10 protein-coding genes are annotated in these 14661 nt (G+C 56.0%); 6 read left to right on the top strand and 4 right to left on the bottom strand.

Translation table 11 applies throughout. The annotated features are described in order from the left end of the window. Positions 1-5: 5 nt before the first annotated feature. From B5D52_RS12785 to B5D52_RS12770, 4 genes are all read right to left on the bottom strand, one after another. Positions 6-776, bottom strand: coding sequence for an HpcH/HpaI aldolase family protein (locus B5D52_RS12785; protein ID WP_016148469.1), 771 nt, complete (start codon positions 774-776; stop codon positions 6-8). 214 nt (positions 777-990) lie between these two features. Further along, a complete protein-coding gene (locus tag B5D52_RS12780) occupies positions 991-1926 on the bottom strand; it encodes a 3-hydroxyacyl-CoA dehydrogenase family protein (protein ID WP_016148470.1) in 936 nt (311 codons plus the stop codon). A gap of 66 nt (positions 1927-1992) precedes the next feature. Beyond that, positions 1993-3306, bottom strand: coding sequence for an RNA polymerase factor sigma-54 (gene rpoN, locus B5D52_RS12775; RefSeq protein ID WP_016148471.1), 1314 nt, complete (start codon positions 3304-3306; stop codon positions 1993-1995). A gap of 85 nt (positions 3307-3391) precedes the next feature. Further along, complete coding sequence (locus tag B5D52_RS12770; RefSeq protein WP_016148472.1) at positions 3392-4399, bottom strand: LacI family DNA-binding transcriptional regulator; 1008 nt, start codon at positions 4397-4399, stop codon at positions 3392-3394. Between the two features lie 441 nt (positions 4400-4840). Here B5D52_RS12770 and B5D52_RS12765 point away from each other — a divergent pair, with 441 nt between their 5' ends. The 6 genes from B5D52_RS12765 (at position 4841) to B5D52_RS12740 (ending at position 14230) form a co-directional block, all read left to right on the top strand. After that, the gene (locus tag B5D52_RS12765) at positions 4841-5881 is read left to right on the top strand and encodes a uroporphyrinogen decarboxylase family protein (protein WP_016148473.1); all 1041 of its coding nucleotides are present in this window, start codon (positions 4841-4843) and stop codon (positions 5879-5881) included. A 373-nt stretch (positions 5882-6254) separates the two neighbouring features. Further along, positions 6255-7274 (top strand): TRAP transporter substrate-binding protein, encoded by a 1020-nt coding sequence (locus B5D52_RS12760; protein ID WP_016148474.1) that lies wholly within the window; start codon positions 6255-6257, stop codon positions 7272-7274. 85 nt (positions 7275-7359) lie between these two features. After that, a complete protein-coding gene (locus tag B5D52_RS12755) occupies positions 7360-7944 on the top strand; it encodes a TRAP transporter small permease (RefSeq protein ID WP_016148475.1) in 585 nt (194 codons plus the stop codon). Beyond that, positions 7941-9227, top strand: coding sequence for a TRAP transporter large permease (locus B5D52_RS12750; RefSeq protein WP_016148476.1), 1287 nt, complete (start codon positions 7941-7943; stop codon positions 9225-9227). The genes B5D52_RS12755 and B5D52_RS12750 overlap by 4 nt, the downstream gene beginning before the upstream one ends. A 121-nt stretch (positions 9228-9348) precedes the next feature. Beyond that, positions 9349-10731 (top strand): sigma-54 interaction domain-containing protein, encoded by a 1383-nt coding sequence (locus B5D52_RS12745; protein WP_016148477.1) that lies wholly within the window; start codon positions 9349-9351, stop codon positions 10729-10731. A 64-nt stretch (positions 10732-10795) separates the two neighbouring features. Next, positions 10796-14230, top strand: coding sequence for a pyruvate carboxylase (locus B5D52_RS12740; protein WP_016148478.1), 3435 nt, complete (start codon positions 10796-10798; stop codon positions 14228-14230). Positions 14231-14661 lie beyond the last annotated feature (431 nt).

Below are 14661 nucleotides of genomic sequence, written 5' to 3'. Positions count from 1 at the left end.
GCGCGTTACTCCTTTCCACGGATCTTATCGATCGCGCTCTTGCCCCACTTGAGCAGCATTGCCTGGTCGGTGCTCAGCAGGATGTACTGTGCGCCGCGCTCGATCAGTGCCAGCGCTGCCTCAGGCGTGCCTGCCGTGGTGCCGATGGCCTTGTCCGACTTGCCAACCTTCTCAAAGATCGTATCAATCGTGCTCTTTACCAGCTCGCTGCCGGTCTGGCCGGGTACGCCGAGCGACTGGGACAGGTCCATGGGGCCGATGAAGATGACGTCAATGCCGTCGATCTTGAGGATCTCGTCCAGATTATCTACGCACTCCTTGGTCTCGCAGTGCGAAACAACCATGGTGTGTGCATTTGCATGATCAATGTATTCCTGTACGCCGCAGGTGCTGTATCCGCACGCGCGTACACTCGGAGACAGTCCGCGCACGCCGAGCGGTGTGTACTTGACGCTCTCAACCATGCGCTTTGCCTGCTCGGGCGTGTCTACGTTGGGCACCTGTACGCCCATATAGCCCAGATCCAGATTCTGCAGAATCTCGACCTGCTGATTCTCTCTGACACGAACGAGCGGCGTGATGTTAAACGCTTCCGCTGCACGCAGGATGCCGAGCAGCTGCTCACGGTCGATGGCTACATGCTCGGTATCGAGTACAAAGAAATCGAAACCGGCCAGTGCCAGCACCTCGACGACCGACGGATCGGTCATCTTTACAAATGTGCCGATTGCGCTCTCGCCGTTTTTAATTTTTTGTTTGAGTAAATTGTCCCGCAATGGTATCGCCTCCACGCCCCTCAGGGCTTACATCTTTCGTCCATCTTTTTTCGGACGGTGTTTTCATTTACTGTGTTACAGCATTTTTCGTGCCAAGTCTGTTTTGGGGGATTTTTCCGGTTTTTTCGGGGATTTTTTCCCGTCCCCCTGCCGGATTCGCTGCATCCTCGCATCATGGTGTTGCAATCATGCAACGCGCTTGCATTTTCTCTTCTTACTCGGGCAGCTTCCAGTGAATATCATTCAAAAACGGAGCCGTTTTGCGGCGTAAATAGTCGGCGTCGTCCTTTTTCGACCAGTCATACAGGCCAAGGCCGGCGCGTCGACCGGTATTTCCGGCTGCGATACCGTCCTGCACGATCTGTTGCACGCTGTCAACAGCGCACAAATCGGGGTAAACGGTCTGTGCAATCGCCTTCTCCAAATCAAATCCAACGTCGTCAAAATATTCCAGCAGACCGATGGATGCGTAGCGCATACCAACCGCATAGCGAACGGCAAGGTCGATATCTGCTGCATCCGCAACGCCCTGCTCAATCATATAGAGCGATTCGCGGAACATGGCCTGCGCCAGACGGTTGACCACAAAGCCCGGAACGCTCTTTTTGAGCCGTACCACCTTGCGATCGAGGGCGATGAGCAGTTCGTAGGTGCGTTCCAGTGCACTCTGTGCTGTGCAGCTGCCGCCGACCAGCTCGACCAGCGGCTGGATGTGTACCGGCTGGAACGGGTGCGCGACCAGCATACGCTCGGGGTGCTGCATGCCTGCACACAGGTCATCGACCGGAATGGACGAGGTCGTCGAAGCGATCGGCGTGTCTGCATCGACTACCGCCTCGATCGCCGCATAGATCGCATGCTTTACATTCAGATCTTCAGCTGCCGCCTCAAAGACAAGATCGGCACCGGCCAGCGCATCATACGAATGGCTGATGGTCAGCAGCTCCATCGCTGCGTCCCGGTTGCGCTCGGTTGCCAGTCCATGTTCGATGAACGTCTCAAAGTTGCGCCGCACGGTTTCCCGGCATCGCTCGGCACCCGCTTCCGAGTGCGCAATCACGCTGCACGCAATGCCATTGCCGACGATCAGTGTTGCCTGACACGCACCGATGTTTCCCGTGCCGATTACACCAATTTTTTTGATTTCCACACCGATTCCTCCTTGTGTATCCCGGCAAATATTCTCACCGTACCTGACAGCATTTTTCGTGCCAACTCAGACCACTCTGCGCTGAAACATACCGGCGATGCCCATCATCTCGCGATACTTGGCGACCGTGCGCCGCGAGATGCGCACGCCCTGTGCGGTCAGCACCGCGCAGATGGTCTCGTCGCTCATCGGGTTTTTCTTATCTTCCTGCTGAATCATGTGGCGCATGCGCTCGAGCACTTCGGCCTTGCCGACCGTCTTGCTGCCGCTCTCTCCGGCCACTGCGGTCAGCAGTCGGGAGAGTGCAAAACAGCCGCGTCGGCATTGCAGATATTTGCCGCGGATGGCGCGTCCTACCGTGGACTCGTGCATGTCCAGCTGATGCGCGATGTCGCGGATACTGAACGGCTGCAACGTTCCCTGACCGGTCAGGTAGCCTTCCTGTTTTTGTACGATGCAGCGTACCACGCGTTCCAGTGTGCTGCGCCGTTTTTCCACGCACGAAATCACAAATTTCGCATGGGCAATCTTTTTCACCGCGTACTCGCGCAGCTGCGGGTCGTCCGACTGATGCGCCATGCGGCAATAATAGTCGCTCAGACCAACGCTGCCCATCCATTTATCGTTAATCTCAATCGTCCATCCGTCCTCGTTCTGTTCGGCGATGACATCGGGCAAAATGTACCGGCTTTGCTGGTTCTGAAAGGCTGCGGTCGGGTTGGGATCGAGCAGTTTCACCCGGCGCAGCAGGTCACGCGCCTGCGCCGGCTGCAACCCGCATTTCTGCGCTACCACGCCGAATCGGCCGCGTGCCAGATCTTCCAGACAGTTGCGCACCGCATCCAGCTTAGCGCGGTCTTGTTCTCCCTGTCGTGCGAGCTGTAACATCAAACAATGTCCCACGCTCTCGGCTGCAACACCAGCCGGTTCCAGTCCGCGCAGAACTTCCAGCGCCCATTCGACCATGTGCACCGCGTATCCGGTGCTCTTTGCCAGCTCCTGCGCCGAGTCGGTCAGCATGCCCTGTTCGTCCAGGCATTCAAGCAGAATTTGAAGCAACCTCTGCTCATCCGGTGTGTGTGCATCCCAATCAATCTGTGCCCACAGGTGATTGCGCAGCGCGTCATCCTCGGGTGCGGCCAGCTGCCGCAGGGTTTCGTCCTCGGCTGCCAGCGTTGTGCGCGGACGGCGGCTGCTGTCCAGCCATGCTGCCTGCTGCTCGATTACGCTGCTTTCCCGCAGTTCAAAAAATGGATTGTCCATCTCTTCTTCCCGCAGCATCGCTTCCAGCTCTGTCGTGCTGAGCACCAGCATTTGCAGCGACTGTACCTGCTGCTGATTCAAACCGACGTGCAAATCCGCACACAATCCGATCTCCACGTCATTCACCTCCAAATGATAGCGTTATCATTTTTGTGTAAAGCAATCTTTCCTGCGAAAGACTGCTCCTGTTTGTCCCAAACGGTCACTTTGTGGTTGACCGCTCCAGCAGCGACATTTCAAACTGACGGCGCACCGGCGTATGCGGATCGCACGTCACCTGCTCAATGGCCTCCATCAGCGCATCGAGCATGTCCACGATGGGATGGGCAACCGTTGTAATATTGTAAGCCGGCAGAGCGGCCGCTGTATTGTTATCAAAGCCAATGATAGCCAGATCGTCCGGCACACGCAGTCCGAATTCCTGACGCGCAACGTCCAGACATGCCATCGCCATCGTATCCTCTTCACAAAAAATCGCATCCAGCTGATGATCGGTCAACAGCTTTCTCGCCGCCTGCTGGCCGGACTCATAACTGTAATCGCCCCACACCGTCTGTACCGGGGTGATATTCTGCCGCGCCAGCTCCTCGGCAAACGCCTGTGCGCGACCGGTCCCGCCGTGCGGATGAGCGACAATGCCGATCTGACGGCATCCCGTACGCAGCAGACAATCGGCTGCCAGCAAAGCGCCCTGGCGCTCATCGCACCAAATCCCGCTGATGTTGGTCTGCTCGGCCGATCGCTTGAACAGGATGACCGGCATGCCCATATCTTCCAGCGGACGCATGACATCGGTGCGCAAAGCCGAGGATGTGACCACGACCGCATCGACGCGATGCTGGGCAACCTGCTCCAAAATCCGGGCGACATTATCATATAGATCGAGCGAGAAAACCAGCGCCTGCCGGCCGCTCTTCTGAATGCGCCGCACCAGGTCGGTCAGGATCTCCGAGTAAAAGAATCCTGCGCTCTGACCGATGACAACCGCAATAATATTGGTACGTCGATTGACCAGACTGCGCGCCACGCCATTGGGTCGATAATTGAGCTCCTGCGCAACCTGCCGCACACGTTCTACCGTTTCCGGTCGAATTTTTCCTTCCCATGCCGGGTTAAAAACGCGCGATACCGTAATGGTGGAAACCCCTGCGCGTTGCGCTACATCCTTGCCTGTTGCATATCCGCCTGCAGGCTGTGCCTTCCTCGCCATCGCCCGACCTCCTTCTTTTTCTTCATTGTACTATCATCCATATGATAGCGCAATCATTTTTTCTTTTCCATGCTATTTTCTCCTTTCTACACGAATTTCATTTCTGATTCTCGGTCAACTTGCTCATACCTCTCCCGTCCAAATTTGCCTCCTCCCTCCAGCCAGTCGGCTTTCCCGTCCATTTCTCCCCCGGTGTTGCTGCTTTGCTGCAACATCGTTGCGCATGCGCATCACTTTGACAGCAACTCAGCAAAATTTCCATGTATTTGGCAAAAAATGGCACAAGACAAGGGGAATTTCCGGTGCTAGAATAAAGGCAGAAGTTATCTCGGGAACAGACAAGCCGTTTTCCGGATGTCTTAGATCGATCGGTTCCAACAAAGATACATGATACGGAATTTGAGAAAATTTGAGAAAAGAGCGGAGAAAGGACGTATCCTTATGTCTACATTAAGAGAGCGCAATGCTGAACGTCTGCGCAATAGCATCGCAGGCGCACCCATCGACAGCCATGCCGTTTTTAATTTCTACACCTATCCATTCTTCCACAAGCACAGCAATGTTCCCCTCAACGAATACTTCCACAATCCGGCTGTGATGCTCGAAGCACAGCTGGAGGTTCTCGACAAGATCGACAACTGCGGCAACCTCATGCCCGACGTCGGCGCAGTCGCTGAGTGCAGCGGTCTGGGCGGCAAGGTTCGCTTCGACTCGCACGGCTTTATCTCGGTACACGAGGCCGAAATCGAAGAGTACGAGGATGTCATCAAGATTAAACCCGCCGATCCCTACGGCGATAACTACATGCGCATCGCACTCGAGCAGCTCGAGTACATGGTACAGCATTGCCCCAAGGGTATGAAGGTCAACGCTCATCCGATCATGGGTCCCTTCACCGTTGCAGCGCAGCTGCGCGGCATCAGCGATTTCTGTGCCGACACCATCGCAGAGCCCGAAATGGTCGATGCTCTGCTCGACGTTGTCATCCAAACCCAGATCGCTTTCCTGCACGCACAGGAAAAGATCCTCGGTGCACCGCTGCATCACGTTCTGGTCTGTGATGACCTGTCCGCGTTCCTCAATCCCCAGATGTATGAGGAGCTGATTCTGCCGCTGTACGACCGTCTGTTCGCGGACTTCCCGAACACCCAGCGCTGGCTGCACAACGACTCGACCACCCGTCACATCGTCTCCCAGATCCCCAAGGGCGGATTCTCCGCTTGGCAGTACGGCCCCGTACTCCAGCCGCTGGAGGCTGCCGAGGGCTGCGGCAATCAGGTCACGGTCATGGGCGGTCTGAATCCGGTCGAGCTGGCAGGCTACACCGTCGAGCAGACCATCGATGTCTGCAATCAGGTCATCGACTCCTTCCAGGGCAATCCCCGCTGCGTGCTGAGCGCTGCCGGTTCGATCAATCAGGTACCGCTGGAGAACATCCGCGCCATGATGCGCGTCGCCGACGAGCGCAAGATCTCCAAGTGATCCTCATTGCTACTCACTCTCTACTCCATACATTGCTTTCTACTTCCTTCACCACATACACCTATCTTTAACGCGCAAAAGGACATCTCTCAAAGATGTCCTTTTGTGCTATCCTGTTGCATCAGTGCATCACCAGTGTTTCACTCTTGCACATATTGTAAAATCTGTGTATAGAATCCATACGCTCTATATACATATTGTACAATCTCCCCCACTCCGCATTGACACCTGCTACAAAAAATGTCTCCTTTCCTCAATTTATGACATGTTGGCATCAATTCGGCTAATTGCAGGGCTGTAGGAATTTTGGATGAAGTTCGCCGTTTGCGTCTGGCGGAACTTCCAAACCCACAAAATTGAGGAGGAATTGAATATGACATCGATTGGAAAAAGGGTTGTCGCCGGTCTGTTGGCCGTGTCGCTCACAACTCTGCTGGCTGGCTGCGGCTCAGACGGGGACGACAAACAGGTCATCCGTATCTCGACCGCAATTTCTGGTGAAACCAGTCCGACCATTCAGGCGCTCAAACTTCTTCAAAAGAACATTGAAGAAAAGTCCAATGGTGAGATGGAAGTACAGCTCTTCCCGGCTGGTCAGCTCGGCAACGAAACCGACGGCATCGATCAGTGCCGCATCGGCGACGTGCACATGACAACCTCAAACCCCATGAACATCAACACCGCAATCCCCACACTGGCAACCTTTGACCAGTACTTCATGTTTGATGACATGGATCATGCGCTGCGTTTCTGCAACGGCGAAGGCGGACAGTACATTCTGGACGCATACAACAAGCAGGGCCTGCAGGGCGTGGCCTTCTTCCCACTCGGCTTCCGCAATCTGACCAACAACCGCGGTCCGATTGAAGAGCTCAGCGACCTGAAGGGCCTCAAGATCCGTGGCTATAACCCCATCCAGATCGCAGCCTGGGAAGCTGTCAGCTGTAACCTGAGCTCGGTCACCTGGAACGAGCTGTTCACCGCGATGCAGCAGAAGCTCATCGACGGTCAGGAAGGCGCACTGACCAGCTTCTCCGAGTCCAAGTTCTACGAGGTTCAGAAATACGTCACCCTGACTCAGCACGCCTTCTCGACCGATATCCTGGTCGCAAATCAGGAATGGCTGGAAGGACTCGATCCCGAGGATCGTGAGTTCATCCTGGGCGAAGTAGAAATCGCCGAGCAGTTCCAGCAGGAAGAGATGATCCGTCAGACCAACGAACTGATGAAGCAGCTCGAAGAAGAGCATGGCACGCAGTTTAACGAGCTGCCGCCCGAGACCTTCCAGGAGATGCGCGAAATCATGGGCGGTATCACCGAGGAAAGCATCGTTGGTATCTGCGGTCAGGAAGCCTTTGACACGGTCATGGCTTACGTAGACGAAGCCCGCTAAGGTTTTGATCGAATTGAGATAGGGGAGAAATCAATATGAAAAAACGTTAAAATGGCTCGATATCAACTTTGAGCCTTTGCTGATTATGGTGATCTTCATCGCCATGACCTGCCTGATCTGCCTGCAGGTCATCCTTCGTTTCTTCATGGGCTCCGGCTTTGCCTGGGGCGAAGAATTTGCCACCTTCATGTTCGTCTGGCTGTGCTTCCTGGGCATCTCCTATGCCTTCCGCAACAACCGCCAGATCAGCGTAGATTTCCTGCGCAACATGCTGCCCGAAAAGCCCCGCAAGGCTCTGGTTCTGCTGATCGACGTTGCTATGCTCGTCCTGATGGGTCTGTTCCTGTACGGCGCAGTACAGAACGTAATGACCGCAGCCAAGTACAACGACATGGCAGCTTCCGTACAGGTCTCCCTCAACGTCTGCTACACCGCAGCCGTTGTCGGCTACTTCCTTTCCATGATCCGTCTGCTTCAGACCATCGTCTGGAAAATCCGTCACTTCGGCGCTTCCTACGAGCTGTTTGAAAACCGCGGCGGTCTGTACTCCGGCGCGACCAAGATCTGCTTCATGCCCAAGTACTTCCGCGACGACGAGGAACAGCACATGAATGCTGAGCTGGTCGAAGAGGAAAAGAAGTACAGCCACGAAGGAGGTAAGGAAGCATGATCGCTACACTGTTTGTCACATTTATTTTACTGCTGGCCTGCTCGTTCCCGATTGCAGTCTCCCAGTCGTTCGCCTCGATGTTCCTGATCTTCGGCGACGCACCGCTCTCCCTCGAGAGCTTCACCAAGGCCATCATGTCCGGCTTCAGCTCCTTCACTCTGGTTGCTATCCCGCTGTTCACCTTCGCCGGTGACATCATGGGTAAGGGCGGTATCTCCAAGCGTCTGATCAACGTTGCAAAACTCTCGCTTGGCAACCGCACCGGCGGTCTGGGCATCGTTTCCATCGTTGCCTGCATGATCTTCGCTGCAATCTCCGGTACCGGTTCTGCAACCGTTGCTGCAATCGGTCTGATTATGATTCCTGAGATGCTGGAAGCCGGCTATGACCGCGCATACTCCGCTTCTCTGGTCGCTACCGCTGGTACCATCGGTACCATCATCCCGCCCAGTATCTGCATGGTCGTCTATGCAATCGCTGCCGGCTGCTCGGTTACCGCAATGTTCACCGCCGGCTTCCCGGTTGGTATTCTGGTCGGCGCTGTTCTGTGCATCTACTGCGCACTGTCCTGCCGTAAGCGCGGCTACAAGCCGGTTTATGTCAAGTATACCGCAAAGGACTGGGTCAAGACCATCGTAGAGGCAATCCCCTCTTTCCTGGTTCCGGTCATCATCCTCGGCGGTATCTACGGCGGTATCTTCACCCCCACCGAGGCCGCTGCTGCTGGCTGTGTTCTGGGCGTTATCATCAGCGTATTCGTCTACAAGGAAGTGAAGCTGTCCGATATCCCCTACATGGCGTTCCGCTCGGTCATCATCAGCGCACCGGTCATGTTCATCATCGGCGTATCCACCGGTTTTGGCCGCGTTCTGGCAATCACCCAGATGCCCAGCATGATCGCAGAAGGCATCCTCGGCATCACCTCGAACTCCGTCCTGCTGCTCATCCTGATTAACCTGCTGCTCCTGCTGGTCGGTACGTTCATGGAGACCAACGCTGCTATCATTATCCTGACCCCCATCCTGCTGCCCATCGTGACCGCGCTCGGCATCAACCCGATCCACTTCGGTATGATTATGATTCTGAACCTTGCGATCGGCTTCATCACCCCGCCGCTCGGCGCAAACCTCTTCATGGCAAGCGAAATTTCGCGTGTTAAGTTCGAGACTCTCGCCAAAACCATTTGGCCGTGGATCGGCGCTATGATCGTCGTTCTGATCATCATTACCTACATCCCGCAAATCTCGCTCTTCCTGCCCCAGATGATGGGACTGCTCGGATAAGTTCGGATAAGTTCGAAAATGAATGCCTGCCGTAAATTTTTGCGGCAGGCATTTTGTCAAAACTTCGGCTATATGTTATACTTTATATAATGGTATTCCGCATCACACCAAGGAGGGAAAAATGATCATTCCGTATGACAGTTTAATGGAAATCCTCGAACATTCCTTTGATGGAATTTGGATTACCGACGGCAAAGGCCGTATCCTGTACGCCAACACGGCAAACGCAGCTCTGCTCGGCGTGAGCAAGCGCGATCTGGAAGGCAAAACGACACAGGAACTGCTTGATGAACACATTTTTTCGGATTCTGTCATTCTGCGCACCCTGAAAACCGGACAGCGCGCCACCCACACCAGCCATAACTACCGCACGGGTCTGGACGTGCTTGCAACCGCAACCCCCATCTTGGATCGTGACGGCAATATCCAATACATTGTCAACAACGTGCGCGACGTAACCGCACTCAGCCGCATGCGCGACAGCCTGCGTGACTATGACGAGGTCATCCGCATTCAGAAAAAGCAAATCGACGAGATGCGTTCCCGTTATGGACTGGGTAAACTCATCGCACACAGCCAGTCGTTCCGCAAGGTCATCGAGCTCGCCCACCGCGTCGCACCCTACGACGGCGCAACCGTGCTCATTCTGGGCGAATCGGGCACCGGCAAGGAGCTGATCGCCGAAACCATTGTGGAAAACAGTCCGCGCAAGGGCAAGCCCTTCATCCGCATCAACTGCGGTGCCATCCCGGAAAATCTGCTCGAAAGCGAGCTGTTCGGCTACGAAAAAGGCGCCTTCACCGGTGCGGACAGCAAGGGTAAAAAAGGTCTGTTTGAGGCTGCAAATACCGGCACCATCTTCCTCGACGAGATCGGCGAGATGCCGCTGCACTTGCAAGTCAAGCTGCTGCGCGTCTTACAGCAGAAGGAAATCACCCGCGTGGGCGGCTCGCACCCCATTCCGCTCGATGTGCACGTCCTCGCTGCGACCAACCGCGACCTGCGACAGATGGTACACGAGGGCACCTTCCGCGAAGACCTGTATTATCGCTTAAACGTCGTTTCCATCCAGATTCCGCCGCTGCGCGAGCGTCAGGAGGACATCATTCCGCTCATTCACCACTTCCTGCGCATCTTCAACCAGAAATACGGCATGCAAAAGAGCGTACAGGCGGAAATCTTCCCGCTGTTCGAGCGCTACCCCTGGCCCGGAAACGTGCGTGAGCTGGAAAATCAGGTGGAAAACCTGATGATCGTGTCACAGGGTGATATCATCACCCGTGAGGATCTGCCCGACAAGTTCTTCACCACAGCCGAGGAGCAATCCTTTGACTTCGAGCACATCATTCCCCTGCGCGATGCCGTGGAACAGGTTGAAAAATCGCTCATCGAGAAGGCGCTCGCCAAGTACGGCTCGACCCGAAAGGCTGCCGCGGCTCTGGGCATCAATGCCTCGACCATCGTCCGCAAAATGCAGAGCTTCCGCCAGACACCTCCCGATTGACAAGCGCTGCGCCTGTGCACGCGCATCCAGTTGATGACCCCACTTTCAGAAAGGAGTATTCCATATGACCGAGCGCTCATTCCGTAAAGTTCTGGTCGCCAACCGGGGCGAAATTGCAATCCGCATCTTTCGCGCCTGTTACGATCTTGGACTGCACACTGTCGCAATCTATTCCAACGAAGATACCTATGGTTTCTTCCGTACCCGCGCCGATGAAGCCTATCTCATTGGTGAAAACAAAAGTCCGCTCGAGGCCTATCTGGACATCCCGTCCATCATCGATCTGGCCAAGCATCACGACGTTGATGCCATCCATCCCGGCTACGGCTTTCTGAGCGAAAACGCTGACTTTGCCCGCGCCTGCGAGGAAGCCGGCATCACCTTCATCGGCCCTCCGTCGCACATTCTCTCCCAGATGGGCGACAAGCTGACGGCCAAGGCCATCGCACAGGCCTGCGGTGTCCCCACTATTCCCGGTTCCACCGAGCCGCTGCGCGACGCAGACGAAGCGCTCGAAAAGGCAATCTCGTTCGGCTTCCCGGTCATCCTGAAGGCAGCCGGTGGCGGCGGCGGCCGCGGTATGCGGCGCTGTGATACCCCGGAAGAGGTCGCTCCCGCGTTCGAGCGCGTCAAGAGCGAGGCCAAGAAGGCGTTCGGCAATGAGGATATTTTCATCGAGAAGTACCTTGTCGAGCCCAAGCACATCGAAGTACAGGTTTTAGGAGACCAGTACGGCAACATCGTTCACCTCGGCGAGCGCGACTGCTCGCTCCAGCGCCGCTACCAGAAGGTCGTCGAGTTCGCACCGGCCTGGTCGGTGCCCGAGGCAACCCGTCAGGCACTGTACGAGGATGCCATCAAGGTTGCCCGTCATATCGGCTATATCTCGGCCGGTACGGTGGAATTTTTGGTGGACAAGCAGGGCAACCACTATTTCATCGAGATGAACCCCAGAATTCAGGTCGAGCACACGGTCACCGAGATGGTCACCGGCATTGACCTCGTGCGCGCACAGATTCTCATTGCACAGGGTGCACCGCTGTCCGTGCCCGAGATCGGCATGGGCGATCAGTCCAACCTGCGCATGGACGGCTACGCCATCCAGTGCCGCGTCACCACCGAGGACCCGGCCAACAACTTCGCGCCCGACATCGGCCGCGTTACCTCCTACCGCTCGGGCGGCGGCTTCGGCGTACGTCTGGACGGCGGCAACGCCTACACCGGCGCGACGATCTCGCCCTATTACGACTCGCTGCTGGTCAAGGTCACCTGCTGGGACCGTACCTTTGACATGGTTTGCCGCAAGGCGCTGCGTGCTATCAGTGAGGAGCACATCCGCGGTGTAAAGACCAACATCCCGTTTGTCACCAACATCTTAAACCACCCGACCTTCCGCGCCGGTAAGTGTCACACCAAGTTCATCGACGAAGCGCCCGAGCTGTTTGAGTTCCAGACCGGCCGCGACCGCGCTACCAAGGTACTGCGCTACATCGCACAGATTCAGGTGGACAATCCGTCTGCCGAGCGCCGTCAGCTGGACATTCCGCGCTTCCCACCCTATCAGAGCACGCCGCCGAAGTGCACCGGCCTCAAGCAGCTGCTTGACACCAAGGGTCCCGAGGCTGTGCGCGACTGGGTACTCGATCAGAAAAAGCTGCTGATTACCGATACCACCATGCGCGACGCACACCAGTCGCTGCTGTCCACCCGTGTACGTACCCGCGACATGGTCAAGGGTGCACCCGGCACGGCAGAAATCCTCAACGACTGCTTCTCGCTGGAAATGTGGGGCGGTGCGACCTTCGACGTGGCTTACCGCTTCCTGCACGAATCCCCCTGGGAACGTCTGGACTTGCTGCGCAAGAAGATTCCCAACATCCCCTTCCAGATGCTGCTCCGCGGCTCCAACGCGGTCGGCTACACCAACTACCCGGACAACCTCATCCGCGCCTTCGTCCGCGAGGCCGCACAGTCGGGCATCGACGTATTCCGCGTCTTCGACTCGCTCAACTGGATCCCGGGCATGGAAATCGCCATGGACGAGGTACTCAAACAGGGCAAGCTGCTTGAGGCGACCATGTGCTACACCGGCGATATCTTAGACCCCAAGCGCGATAAATACACCTTGCAGTATTACATCAATATGGCCAAGGAACTGGAAAAGCGCGGTGCGCACCTGCTGTGCATCAAGGACATGTCCGGTCTGCTCAAGCCCTACGCAGCCAAGAAACTGGTCACCGCACTCAAAAACGAGGTCGGTCTGCCCATCCATCTGCACACGCACGACACCTCGGGCAACCAGGTTGCAACCTACCTGATGGCTGCCGAGGCCGGTGTAGACATCGTGGACTGCGCAATCGACTCCATGTCCTCGACCACCAGCCAGCCGTCCATGAACGCCATCGTCACCGCCTTGCAGGGTCAGCCGCGTGACACCGGACTGGACCCGCATCAGCTGCAGTACCTGTCCGATTACTGGTCGGATGTGCGCAAGCGCTATACCCAGTTCGAAGCCGACATCCGCAATCCCTCGACCGACATCTACCGCTATGAGATGCCTGGCGGTCAGTACACCAACCTGCGCTCTCAGGTCGAGAGCCTTGGTCTGATCCACCAGTTCGAGGATGTCAAAAACATGTATGTTTCGGTCAACCACATGCTGGGCGATATTGTTAAGGTTACGCCTTCCTCCAAGATGGTCGGTGACCTAGCAATCTTCATGGTGCAGAACGGTCTGACCCCGGAAAATATCCTCGAACGCGGCAGCGCACTGACCTACCCCGACTCGGTTGTCGCCTACTTCAAGGGCATGATGGGTCAGCCCTCGTGGGGCTTCCCCGAAGATCTGCAGAAGATCGTGCTCAAGGGTGAAGAGCCCATCACATGCCGCCCGGGCGAACTGCTGCCGCCGATCGACTTTGACGCGGCACGCCGTGAAGTCGAAAAGTTCTCGCCCAATCCCACCAACCGCTCGGTCATCTCTTGGTGCCTCTACCCCAAGGTTGTCGAAGATTACTGCCGCTATCGTCAGTCCTACGGCTACATCATGCGCATGGGCAGCCACGTCTTCTTCAACGGTATGGCGCTCGGTGAGACCACCAAGATCAACATTGAAGACGGCAAGACCCTGGTCATCAAGTACATCGGTCTGGGCGATATGAACGAGGACGGCACGCGCAACGTGCAGTTCGAGCTCAACGGTATGCGCCGCGAGGTCGCTGTGCCCGATAAGGACGCCGTATCCAAGGTGCGTCCGGTCACGCTGGCCGACCCCGACGACAAGAGCCAGGTTGGCTCGTCCATCCCCGGCATGATCTCCAAGCTGAACGTCAAGCCGGGCGACCCGGTCGAGGAAAACCAGGTCGTCGCGGTCATCGAGGCCATGAAGATGGAAATCAACATCGTCGCCCGCATCCGCGGTACGGTCGATCAGGTTCTCATCAAGGAAGGCTCGACCGTCAAGGCCGGCGAGCTGATCATGACCCTCAAACTGCAATAAAAATCGACGCAAAAGAGGTGCTGCACACAGCAGCACCTCTTCTTTTTTGCGCGATATTATTTTTACAGACATACAAAATCCCCCAACGCGATGATGGTCACGTTGGGGGATGCGTTTTTTATGCAAAATGTATCGTTTTGCCTATGGGTTGTACTTCGATCAAATTTCGCCATAAAAGGCGGTAGGTTAACGCGGTGTGCAGGTTGAATTGAAAAGAGGAACTGCGTTTCGGTTCATATATATCGGTTCTGTTGGCTTACGCAGTTTTGGTGAGGGTTGCTTTTCATTGGAAGAGTAGGAGATGTTTTCACGGAGCATAGCAATCCGCGTCAACGTGATACCGCCTTATAGCCGAAATTTGGGGAGTGCATCCGATCAGTCGGCAGACTCGTCTGCCAGCTTACGATACTTCTTGTAGCGTGCTTCGATGT

The organism is Butyricicoccus pullicaecorum DSM 23266 (assembly GCF_900167005.1).
GTDB lineage: Bacteria > Bacillota > Clostridia > Oscillospirales > Butyricicoccaceae > Butyricicoccus > Butyricicoccus pullicaecorum.
This window is presented reverse-complemented; position numbering and strand designations above follow the sequence as displayed.

Bases quoted from the DNA above. Each gene is read 5' to 3' on its own strand.
- B5D52_RS12770 (WP_016148472.1), bottom strand. From the start codon at position 4,399: ATGGCGAGGAAGGCACAGCCTGCAGGCGGATATGCAACAGGCAAGGAT.
- B5D52_RS12745 (WP_016148477.1), top strand. From the start codon at position 9,349: ATGATCATTCCGTATGACAGTTTAATGGAAATCCTCGAACATTCCTTT.
- B5D52_RS12740 (WP_016148478.1), top strand. From the start codon at position 10,796: ATGACCGAGCGCTCATTCCGTAAAGTTCTGGTCGCCAACCGGGGCGAA.
- B5D52_RS12760 (WP_016148474.1), top strand. From the start codon at position 6,255: ATGACATCGATTGGAAAAAGGGTTGTCGCCGGTCTGTTGGCCGTGTCG.
- B5D52_RS12755 (WP_016148475.1), top strand. From the start codon at position 7,360: ATGGTGATCTTCATCGCCATGACCTGCCTGATCTGCCTGCAGGTCATC.
- B5D52_RS12750 (WP_016148476.1), top strand. From the start codon at position 7,941: ATGATCGCTACACTGTTTGTCACATTTATTTTACTGCTGGCCTGCTCG.
- B5D52_RS12765 (WP_016148473.1), top strand. From the start codon at position 4,841: ATGTCTACATTAAGAGAGCGCAATGCTGAACGTCTGCGCAATAGCATC.